Origin of the sequence: Chitinophaga sp. (assembly GCF_036566945.1) — a bacterium.
Classification (GTDB): domain Bacteria; phylum Bacteroidota; class Bacteroidia; order Chitinophagales; family Chitinophagaceae; genus Chitinophaga.
In genome coordinates this window covers 1-11027 of sequence record NZ_DATCVJ010000656.1, presented here as the reverse complement: position 1 = coordinate 11027, position 11027 = coordinate 1, and the positions used below count along the sequence as shown (strand labels likewise).

Sequence of the window (11027 nt, the reverse complement as noted above, 5' to 3'; positions counted from 1 at the left end):
TTAAAAAGATATATGCCGCGGATGAATTTGAGGATGAACTGTGGGTAACTCCTTATGAAATACAATTGTTCATCTACGAATTTCTCAAGTTTGGTATTGTGAATGAAGATATCAGGGAAAAAATCTACAATTATTTCCGGTACTGGACCGGCACCAACGGAGGAAAGAAACCTATTTCTGAACCACAGGAAATTGTGTTCCGGAATATGGGAGTAGTATTTACCCTGCTGGAAGATAATGAACACCTGCTGACTTTTACTACCCGCATATTTGAAACTTATCCTTCTTTACAACATCGTAAAACAGATTCACTACGCCTGACTTTACTCTGCCTGCAGGCACAAGCCTACCTGGGTTTGGGACAAACGGCATCGGCTGCACGTATTTGCAGACATACCGACCAGATCATCAAAAAATATTCTGCTGACTATTTTGGTGGGAAGTACCTCGAATCTGTTCAGAAACTATTATATGCCGGTGTTTATTTTAATGAACATGAATTCAACAAGGCCCTCCGTACTGCGGAAACAGCCGTAGAAAATGCGCAAAAGCTCGATTTCAAAGTACTGGCGCTCATGAACTTTGGCCTGTTGAATAAAATCTATCAGCAATTGCAGATGGATAAACAGAAAAATGATACCGTACAACAAATAGAACTCATCAGAAAAAGCACTTCCTTTAAACTGGCCGTTTCAAATTTTGCAAGGTAATTATGGCATAATTTTGCTTTATTGCGTAGCATAATGGCCATTGATGAAAGCAAATACACGAGGGTACAGTTACTACTGCTCAACTTATTGAGCCTGTTGACTTTATTATTACTCGCTCCATATATAAACCGCTTTGTTCCTCCGCTGGTGGCCAATGGGTGGCATATAGATTTATTAGTATCTGTGCTGGCGAGTTTCGTGGTCGTGTACCTGTTCCGCTGGATATTCAGACCACTTATTATTCCCGTCTTTTTAGTGATCTGTGGCATCATGGTATTTAATAAATATACAAATCGCTATACACTCAACAATGTCCTCAACGATTATAAAGGAATGGTGCAGGGGAACCTTGGCGCCAAAGACAGCAAGCAGCTGGATATTCTCAGTCTGTACCCCAGGAGGGTGGAGAGTTATCGCGATAAAACGATCAGAGGCATGCGGGAAAAAATCAACTTCCAGGATTCTGTAGTCCGCAATTTCTCCGTAAAACATTCCCTGGATTACTATGATCAATACTTTTATAAATATGGTAAAATAACCCGCTTCCTGTCTCTGTTTCGTTATATCAACAGCCATTTTAAATATGTGCTGGACTCCCGGCGCGATGAATATTTTGCCACCGCACAAGAGACGATTGAAAACGGTTTGGGGGGCGACTGCGATGACCACTCCATATTAATGACCTCCTGTTTACAGTCTATCGGCGCGCGGTGCCGTATTGTACTCGTCAAAGGACATGCTTACCCGGAACTTTATTGCGGTAACCGTGACGACTTTGAAATCATGAAACAGGCCATCATCATGCTTTTTCCCAAGCCTATGGTGACTGAAATATATTATCACGAGCTGAAAGGAGAGTACTGGATTAACCTGGATTATAGTGCCCGTCATCCCGGCGGACCATACCTGAACGATAAAGTTTATGGGCTGATTGAGCTCTGATCCTTAAATTTGTCGCATGAGTCAATTTACCCGCCTCCGGAAACATCATAGCTTTTTTCGATTTAAAAAAGACTTCGAACAGTATAGTTTAAAAAGCGCTACGAGCTATGAGCTGGTTATACATTGGTTGCATAGTAAGATGAACCGGCAGCAATTTTTGCTGCTTTCAGGTATTATAGTAGGTTGCAGTGCTGGTTTGGCTGGTGTAATTTTAAAAAGTCTGGTTCATTATATTCACTACGTCATTACTTATAAGGTTCACTTCAGTACGCAGATCATTTTTTATATGGTGTTCCCTTTCCTGGGCATTGTATTGACCACGTTGATGGTGATCTGGTTTTTTAAGGGACAATCCAGAAAGGGGATACCGGCGATACTACATGAAATAGCACAAAACTCCAGTTTGATTCCTCCGGTAAAAATGTATTCCCAAATATTGCAAAGTGCCATCACGGTGGGGTTGGGCGGATCTGCCGGATTGGAAAGTCCGATTGCCGTAACGGGTGCTGCGCTGGGTTCCAACTATGCCCGCACCTACCGGCTTGGATATAAAGAACGGACGCTGTTACTGGCTGCCGGCGCCACGGCGGGTATAGCTGCGGCTTTCAATGCACCAATAGCAGGGATGATGTTTGCCTTTGAAATATTGCTGACGGGTGTGGTATTTTCTGATTTCATGCCGCTGGTAGTAGCGGCGGTTTGCGGCAGTTTATTATCAAAGATTATTTTACAGGAAGAAGCCCTGTTTCATTTTGAATCCCGTGTAGCCTTCAATTATCACAACGTACCTTATTATATAGCCCTGGGCATCCTCAGTGGATTTTATGCCCGTTATTATGTGGTCATCTCACAAAAAATAGAACATTTCTTTCATCGCCTCCAATGGACAGCCCTGCAACGGGCTATACTGGGCGGTATCCTGGTATCGGCGCTTTGTGTGGCCCTGCCTCCTTTATTTGGAGAGGGTTATTCCAGCGTAAAATCGCTGGCTTCCGGTAACGGAGAAGCCATTTTACTCAATAGTTTTTTCCAGTATTTACCGATTCAAAGCTGGATGCTATTGGTGTTCACCGGTTGTGTATGTTTACTGAAAGCACTGGCAGCCTCCGTGACTATACAAAGTGGGGGTAATGGCGGGAACTTTGCGCCATCGCTTTTTGCTGGTGGATTTCTCGGATTTTTTTATGCGCTGGTATGCCAGCAAATGGGACTTACCAATATTCCGGTGACCAACCTGGTCATTGTAGGGATGGCCGGTGTGATGGCTGGTGTAATGTATGCACCCTTAACCGCCATCTTCCTGATAGCAGAATCCAGCTCAGGATACGACCTTTTTATTCCGCTGATGATTGTATCCACGATCTCATTTTTGATGGCCAAGTGGTTTTCTCCCATCTCACCGGAAATAAAAGAATTGGCAAAAGACGGTAAAGTATTTACGAAAGCCCACGACAATAATATACTGTTACTCCTGAAAATGGATGACCTTGTAGAGACAGACGTACAACTCGTGAACATTGACGCCACTTTGCGACAATTGATTGAACTGGTAAAAGAGGGTAGCCGGAATATTATTGCGGTGATCAACGAACAACAACTGTTTGAAGGTATTATTACCCTGGATGATATCCGGCCTATTATGTTTAATCCGGAACTGTATGATACTGTTACCGTTAAAAAGTTGATGCATGCACCTCCGGCGGTAGTAAATTTAAAAGACAATATCAACGTAGTGATCAAAAAATTCGATAGTGCCAATGCCTGGAACCTGCCGGTGGTGCAGGACAAGCGACTCATTGGCTTTATCTCCAAGTCCAGTATTCTCAATAAATACAGGTTATTATTGCAGGAATATTCTGAAGGATAAATTCATTGGGCTATTTTTATTCTAAAATCCCCACTATTAAATGGCGAGAGTTCTGATAAATTTTGCGCATCCTGCGCTGGAGAAATCCAGGGTGCATACTCAGCTGTTGCGTGTGATTAAGAATGTACCGGGTATTACTTTTAATGATCTGTACGAACAGTACCCCGACCTGGATATAAATGTAGCGCGTGAGCAAAAGTTGTTGGTGGAGCATGATATTATATTGATGCAGCATCCTTTTTACTGGTATAGTGCACCAGCCATTGTAAAGCAGTGGATAGACCTGGTGCTGGAGCATGGTTGGGCATATGGACATACCGGTAAAGCATTGCAGGGGAAATATTTTGGGAATATTATCAGCGCCGGTGGGTCTGAAAAATCTTATCATCCGGATGGGCACCATGGTCATACGGTACATGAGTTTCTGTTGCCTTTTTCGCAAACGGCGAAGTTGTGCAATATGCAATATGTAGCGCCGTATGTGATTTATGGTGTACACCGGCAGGATACTTCAGATATAAAAGATGATGCCGCTGTGCTGGGGCAGATACTGGAGCGGTTAAGTGATAAAAAATTTGAATTGGCTCCATTACCAGGACTGGACTATCTGAATCAAATACTGCAACTTCCCGGGCAAACCCTTTAATATGGATCAACATTCATTACTATTTCAGTCGATGGTATACCTGGCGGCCGCCATTGTATTTGTGCCGCTGGCCAAGAAAATGGGATTGGGCGCGGTACTGGGCTATCTCATAGCGGGTATTATCATAGGTCCTTCCTTACTGGGTTTTATAGGGAGAGAAGGAGAAGACATTATGCATTTCGCGGAATTCGGGGTAGTGATGATGCTATTTCTGATAGGCATAGAGCTGGAGCCTGCGCTATTGTGGCGATTACGGGCTTCTATTCTGGGCTTGGGTGGTTTACAGGTGATATTGAGTGCCGCTGCGATGGCGGGCATTGCTTTTCTGATAGGGCAGCCGCTGAACACGTCGCTGGCATTGGGTATGATCTTGTCGCTTTCTTCCACGGCGATTGTACTACAAACATTGAACGAAAAAGGGTGGATGGGAACTGCTGCCGGACAGAGTGCCTTTTCTGTATTGTTGTTTCAGGATATTGCCGTGATTCCCATGCTCGCCATCTTTCCTTTATTGGCGGGAAATGCCGCTGCTGATACCACTGCTCATGCTCATTCACTGCGGGATAACTTACCGGGCTGGGGACAAACACTGGTGGTGCTGGGAGCGGTAGCGGTGATCATCATCGCCGGGCGATACCTTGTCAGGCCGCTGATGCGGATTATAGCCCGTACACGGGTACGCGAACTATTTACCGCCACCGCTTTGCTGATGGTGGTTGGCATTGCCGTACTGATGAATCTTGTAGGGCTGAGCTCTGCTTTGGGCGCATTTCTGGGCGGGGTAGTCCTGGCCAACAGCGAATACCGGCATGAGCTGGAAAGTGATATTGAACCTTTCAAAGGATTACTGCTGGGATTATTTTTTATTGCCGTGGGTGCTTCTATTGATTTTAAATTAATTATGTCGCAGCCCTGGCTGATATTGGGTCTGGTAGCGGGTATCATGCTATTAAAAGGGATAGTGTTATTGATATTGGGAAGAATATTCAAACTGAATATTGACCAAAATCTGTTGTTTGCCTTTGCGTTGGCGGATATCGGAGAATTTGGATTTGTGCTGTTGTCGTTTACCGCTCAGACACATCTGATGAGTACAGAGATGACCGCGATGATAACAGCTGTGGTAGCCATTAGTATGGCGCTCACGCCGTTGATTATGTTATTGTATGAAAAAGTGATACAACCCTATTTCACCCGATCGGAGATAAATGCAGAAAGGGAAGCGGATGAAATCAATGAAAAAAATCCGGTTATTATAGCGGGCTTTGGTCGCTTTGGTAGTATGACAGGACGTTTCCTGCGAGCCAATGGCATCAATGCCACCGTGTTGGATCTGGATTCTGACCGGGTAGATGCGTTGCATAACCTGGGTATTAAAGTATATTATGGAGATGCCTCCCGCTATGATTTGCTGGTGGCGGCAGGCGCTGCTGACGCCAAGATGCTGATCATTGCCACAGATCATCCGGAGCAAACCCGCGACATTGTAAAGATGGCGCAACGGTATTTCCCTCATTTGCAACTATTAGTAAGAGCTGAAAATAATGAAGATACTTTTGAGCTGATGGACCTGGGTGTATTACACATTTATCGGGAAACGGTAGATACTTCCTTGCGGGTGGGCGTAGATGCCCTTCGTATGCTGGGGCACCGTGCCTACCGCACCGAACGGGATGCCCGAACCTTTTTCCGGCAGGATGAGCAAAGCCTGAAAGGATTATCGGCTTTGCGCGATGATAAAAAGCAGTATATAAATACCATGAAAGAGCGCATCGAAGAAATGGAAAAACTCATTTCTTCCGATCGCATAAAAACCTGGCTGGATGAGGGACAAAGCTGGGACCCCGAAACATTACGCGATGAAATCAGGGGAGAGAAAGGAGAGGAGGCGTGATTCAATTACGCATGATGAATGATGGATTTCCCGACATGCGGAAGCTTTCTTCTAAAACCGTTTGCCAGTAAAGGGGCACTACTGAATATGCTCCACAATCAATTCCGCCACGCGGTGTAATAATCCTACATCTACTGCATTAAGATGATCATGCATCGGTTTGCTGGAAATAGCCCGTACGAAACCTTCTTCATCCGGTTCATACACAATTTCGTGTTCCTGTATGGCCACTTTATACACCGTTTTGTACTGCTGATGCGCAGTCTGCACTTCGAGGATGTGCGGATGACCTTTGTATTCAAATTTGAGCGTGAAAATATCTGACATATGCTGTTACCGTTGTGCAGTATTGGCTGCTGCATCGTTTCTATGGCGATGAGCGTAGCGTTTTATCCTGTTTTTTTCATCCCGTGAAAACAGATGAATCAACCACAGGGAAAAATAAGCAAGACCGCTGATGATAAATATGTAGCCTATAAATCCAAGGGTATGAAATACTTTAAACCATACCCAGTCGTTGATGTAGGCGTACTGCGCTAAGATAGCTAAAATCACTCCTGCTAATACCAATACCATCGCTATTTTTTTCATGGGGGACTTTTTTTGGGACAAAAAATGTTCTATCCGTAGAGATAGCGGCAAACGAAATGCCACCTCCTATTTACGTGATACTCCGGCATACAGATGTATTTCACGTAGATATATCTCTACATTACGGGGGTATAACGGGGTAATATATGTGATTGTTACAGCTGCAAACGGATACCCAGCTTATTTAAAACTTTTACTACGAAAAGCATGGCCACTGCAAAAAAGGCGCACCAGATCATTCCAGGCAAACCTTCTCCCAGTACGGCAGGCAACGCTACGCCTATCAGCAACATTCCATAAAAAACGATGTCCGGCAGTATATAAGTGAGTAGTGGATTAGCACCGGCAGGGCGGAAAAAGGCAGTCCATTTACTGACGTGTTTTACATCTATCAAAAAATATAAAAAAGAAAATACCACTACGCAGATAGCAGCACTATACAGGCACCAGCTTGGCGTAGCGTGGATCTTGGATATTTTATAGGCTGGCCGTAAACGCCAGGCAGCAATTAAAATAATGATTAAGAAACCACTTACCCGCGCAAATAATTTACTACCATTTAATCCCAGTTCTTCATCGAAATAAAATAAGGTGAGTACCATGCCGCATAATACAATTCCTGTATGCGCCGCATTGCCCTGTTGCGTTGTCAGCCAGCTCCAGCCACTGTTTTGAATGAATGGCTGTTGACATAAAATATAATACCCCATACATACTGCAATCATCAGCATAATGCCGCCGGCATTGCCTTTGAACAGCTGATAAATAATACATGCATAGAGGTAGGCCCAACCGATGAGGCCCAGAATACCCCACCACTGCGGACTCAATCGCTCGCTGCCATCACCACCGCGATAAATAGTACCCAGTATGATTAACCCCAGCAATCCAATACCCTTCAGGCTCCAGCTGATCCATGCCTGTTTGAAAGTATATACATTCCACACCAATATCACACACACATAAAATAATAATGCCCATAACGCACCATTCATACCGGTTGCAGCAGCATTGACTCCTTCGGCATTGACCATAAAAACACCCAGCACCAGTAATCCCAAAGTGCGCCACGCAATATGCTGTTGCAGTTTCCAGAAAGAATCTCCTTTCGCTAAACGACTGTTGATAGCAAAAGGAACAGACATCCCCACAATAAAAAGGAACGCCGGAAATACGACGTCTACAAAAGTCATCCTGTCTTCATTACCATGTGCATGCTGCATCCATGCAGGGATACCGCTTACACCGGCTACACTGTTCACGAAAATCATGACAAGAATAGTGATGCCCCGAAATGCATCGATAGATAAAATACGGCCGGACTTTAAGATATTGATCATAAGCGTAGTGGGTATGCAGTTGACTTCATAACAAAATACAACATTAAACCAGTATTTACTTCAAATTATCCGGCTGCCGTTAAGCCCATTTTAATAAGGCAGATGACAAAAAATAATTATCTTTCTCCTGACAACAAAATTCTCTACAGCTTATGATGAAGTTCATCCTCACCGGGGCAGGTATAGCCAGTATGGCTTGTTTCGTAGCCTGCAACCAGGGCCAGCAAAGTGCCGACACCGAAAAAGCGACTCCCGACGCCGTAGCCGCCAACGTAGACAGCACCGTTAATCCCGCCCAGGACTTTTTTGATTATGCCAATGGCGGTTGGATAAAACGTAATCCTATTCCTGACGAATATAGTGCGTGGGGAATAGGCAACCTTGTACAGGAAGAACTGTATAAACGCCTCCGCATCATTAACGAAAAAGCAGTAGAAAACCCTACTGATGCTACTTCCAAAAAGATAGCGGCCTTCTGGAAAAGCGGAATGGACTCCGTGAAAATCAATGCAGACGGCATCAAGCCTATTGAAGAAGAATTGAAAGCCATTGATGCCGTTAGCAATCTGCAACAACTGGTACAACTGGCCGCCAAACAACACAATCAGACAGGCGTTTTGTGCGATTTGTCCATAGGTCAGGATGCAAAGAACAGTGAGCTGATTATTGTACAGTTTTCTCAGGGTGGATTAGGTTTACCTAACCGTGATTATTATTTCAATACAGACGACCGTACCACCAAAATAAGAAACGCTTATCCGGCACATGTAGCGAAGATGCTGCAATTTACCGGTCTTGATAGTACGACCGCCCAAAAGGCCGCTGCCGGCGTAATAGCGCTGGAAACAATCCTCGCCAAATCCAGCCGCAAACTGGAAGCGCTGCGTGATCCGGAAGCCAATTACCACAAAATGGCGGTGACCAACCTGAATAAAATTGCCGGCAGCGTAGATTGGGTAGACTTCATCAAACAACAAGGCATCAGCAAATTTGCAGATACCGTGATTGTTGGTCAACCTGAATTTTACACGGCTTTAAGCAATGCCCTTAAATCACAACCACTCGACACCTGGAAAAATTACCTGAAGTGGAACCTGATCAACCGTTCATCCGAGATGCTGAGTGATACCATTGCCGGCACCGACTTCGCCTTTTATGGTACGCTGATGAGAGGACAGGCGAAACAGAAACCGCGCTGGAAACGTGTATTGGATGCAGAAGAAGGCGCCATAGGCGAAGCACTGGGCCAACTTTTTGCCAAAGAGTTTTTTAATGCTACTGCTAAAAAAAGATATGAAAACCTGGTAGAAGAAATACGTGCAGAACTGAAAACACGTATCGAACACCTGGAGTGGATGAGCGACAGCACCAAACAAAAGGCGCTGTACAAGCTTTCCAAAATCACCAAGAAAGTAGGCTACCCCGACAAGTGGAAAGATTTTTCTGCGATGGATATCAAAGAACAATCCTACTATCAGAACATGCTGGCTTCCCGCCAGTGGTGGTTAGCTTACCAAATCAATAAACTGGGCAAGCCGGTAGATCGTACCGAGTGGGATATGACACCGCAAACGTACAATGCCTACTACAACCCCAGCAACAATGAAATTGTATTGCCTGCAGGGATCTTTACCGTTCCGGGCAAACGTGATGAAGAACTGGATGATGCCGTAGTATATGGATATGCAGGCGCTTCCACCATTGGCCACGAAATTACACATGGCTTTGATGATGAAGGCCGTCAATTTGATGCCTCCGGTAACTTAAAAAGCTGGTGGACAAAAGATGATGAAAGGAAATTCAATGAGCGCGCTGCTGTGATGGTAAATCAATTCAACGGCTACGTAGTAGTAGATAGCTTACGTATCAATGGTAAAGCTACACTGGGAGAAAACATCGCGGATCTTGGCGGTATACTGCTGGGATGGGAAGCTTTCAAAAAAACAGATCAGTTTAAGAAAAACGAAAAAATTGCCGGCTATACGCCATCACAGCGGTACTTTATGGGTTATGCACTGGGATGGCTGGGGCATACCAGAAAAGAATCGCTGGCAAGACAAGTGCTCACCGATGTGCATTCGCCTGCCAAGTTCAGGGTGAATGGACCGTTTAGCGATGTGGATGCATTTTATGAAGTGTATGGTATTAAACCAGGAGATGGCATGTACAGAGCGGATAGTACGAGAGTGCGGATCTGGTAACGCGAGTTTTTGTCTTACTCAGGATTATACTGATTTTGATGATTTTGATGATTTTTTTTTGATTTTTAGTGATTTTGAGATGGAGAGTTTGAGATGGAGTTTGAGATGGAGTTTGAGATGAAGATGGAGATGGAGATGGAGATGGAGATGGAGTTTGAGATGAAGATGGAGATGGAGATGGAGATGGAGATGAAGATGGAGATGGAGATGGAGATGAAGATGGAGATGGAGATGGAGATGGAGATGGAGATGAAGATGGAGATGGAGTTTTTAAGTTAGAGTTTTTAAGTTTTTGAGCCGGATGTAATTCCGGCTCTTTTTTTTATGTGGTGAATGGGCTAAATTAGGAGTATTGTTTGTTTTAACCTTACTTTATGATTAACCCTAATTACAAGCATTCTGAGCTTACTGGTAAAATAATTGGATGTGCCATGCATGTTCATCGCGTTCTGGGATCTGGATTTCAGGAGGTAATATATCAACGCGCTTTGGCAATTGAGATGACTGAAAATGGAATTTCTTTTGAGAGGGAAAAAGAAATCCCGATTTACTATAAAGGAGCACATGTAGGTGGACATAGAGCAGATTTCATTGTTGAAAATGTTATTTCGGTGGAACTGAAAGCATTAACAATGACGGAACAAGTACATATATCTCAGGCAAAAAGCTATCTTAAAGCGTATAATGTAAACATCGGATTACTTATTAACTTTGGCACACCAAGCCTGGAATTTAAAAGACTTTTCAACGACAATTTTCAATGAGAAAAAAAGCATATAGGATAAAAAAAATAATCAGCACAATCAGTATAATCAGTATAATCCTGAGTAAGACAA

11 protein-coding genes are annotated in these 11027 nt (G+C 44.0%); 8 read left to right on the top strand and 3 right to left on the bottom strand.

The window, feature by feature from the left end:
- From VIP81_RS20005 to VIP81_RS19985, 5 genes are all read left to right on the top strand, one after another.
- Positions 1-710: hypothetical protein (locus VIP81_RS20005; RefSeq protein WP_331965237.1), on the top strand; the 710-nt coding region annotated here is incomplete at its 5' end.
- Positions 711-731: 21 nt separating this feature from the next.
- Positions 732-1652, top strand: coding sequence for a transglutaminase-like domain-containing protein (locus VIP81_RS20000; protein WP_331965234.1), 921 nt, complete (start codon positions 732-734; stop codon positions 1650-1652).
- A gap of 16 nt (positions 1653-1668) precedes the next feature.
- Positions 1669-3519 carry a chloride channel protein gene (locus VIP81_RS19995; RefSeq protein ID WP_331965232.1) on the top strand — a complete coding sequence of 617 codons (1851 nt, stop codon included), beginning with the start codon at positions 1669-1671 and terminating at the stop codon, positions 3517-3519.
- Positions 3520-3559: 40 nt separating this feature from the next.
- Positions 3560-4165: an NAD(P)H-dependent oxidoreductase gene (locus tag VIP81_RS19990; protein ID WP_331965229.1), complete on the top strand. Its 606-nt coding sequence runs from the start codon at positions 3560-3562 to the stop codon at positions 4163-4165.
- Position 4166: 1 nt separating this feature from the next.
- A complete protein-coding gene (locus VIP81_RS19985) occupies positions 4167-6059 on the top strand; it encodes a monovalent cation:proton antiporter-2 (CPA2) family protein (protein ID WP_331965226.1) in 1893 nt (630 codons plus the stop codon).
- Positions 6060-6137: 78 nt separating this feature from the next.
- Here the strand turns inward: VIP81_RS19985 and VIP81_RS19980 are convergent, their stop codons facing one another.
- The 3 genes from VIP81_RS19980 to VIP81_RS19970 form a co-directional block, all read right to left on the bottom strand.
- Positions 6138-6386, bottom strand: a complete 249-nt coding sequence (locus VIP81_RS19980) for a hypothetical protein (RefSeq protein ID WP_331965223.1) — start codon at positions 6384-6386, stop codon at positions 6138-6140.
- 6 nt (positions 6387-6392) lie between these two features.
- On the bottom strand, positions 6393-6650 hold the full coding sequence (locus VIP81_RS19975) for a hypothetical protein (protein ID WP_331965220.1): 258 nt from the start codon (positions 6648-6650) through the stop codon (positions 6393-6395).
- 155 nt (positions 6651-6805) lie between these two features.
- The gene (locus VIP81_RS19970) at positions 6806-7990 is read right to left on the bottom strand and encodes a DUF5009 domain-containing protein (RefSeq protein ID WP_331965217.1); all 1185 of its coding nucleotides are present in this window, start codon (positions 7988-7990) and stop codon (positions 6806-6808) included.
- Positions 7991-8142: 152 nt separating this feature from the next.
- Between VIP81_RS19970 and VIP81_RS19965 the strand changes: the two genes are divergently transcribed.
- From VIP81_RS19965 to VIP81_RS19955, 3 genes are all read left to right on the top strand, one after another.
- On the top strand, positions 8143-10191 hold the full coding sequence (locus tag VIP81_RS19965; protein WP_331965214.1) for a M13 family metallopeptidase: 2049 nt from the start codon (positions 8143-8145) through the stop codon (positions 10189-10191).
- 93 nt (positions 10192-10284) lie between these two features.
- Positions 10285-10470, top strand: coding sequence for a hypothetical protein (locus VIP81_RS19960; RefSeq protein WP_331965211.1), 186 nt, complete (start codon positions 10285-10287; stop codon positions 10468-10470).
- Positions 10471-10565: 95 nt separating this feature from the next.
- Positions 10566-10955 (top strand): GxxExxY protein, encoded by a 390-nt coding sequence (locus tag VIP81_RS19955; RefSeq protein WP_331965208.1) that lies wholly within the window; start codon positions 10566-10568, stop codon positions 10953-10955.
- Positions 10956-11027 lie beyond the last annotated feature (72 nt).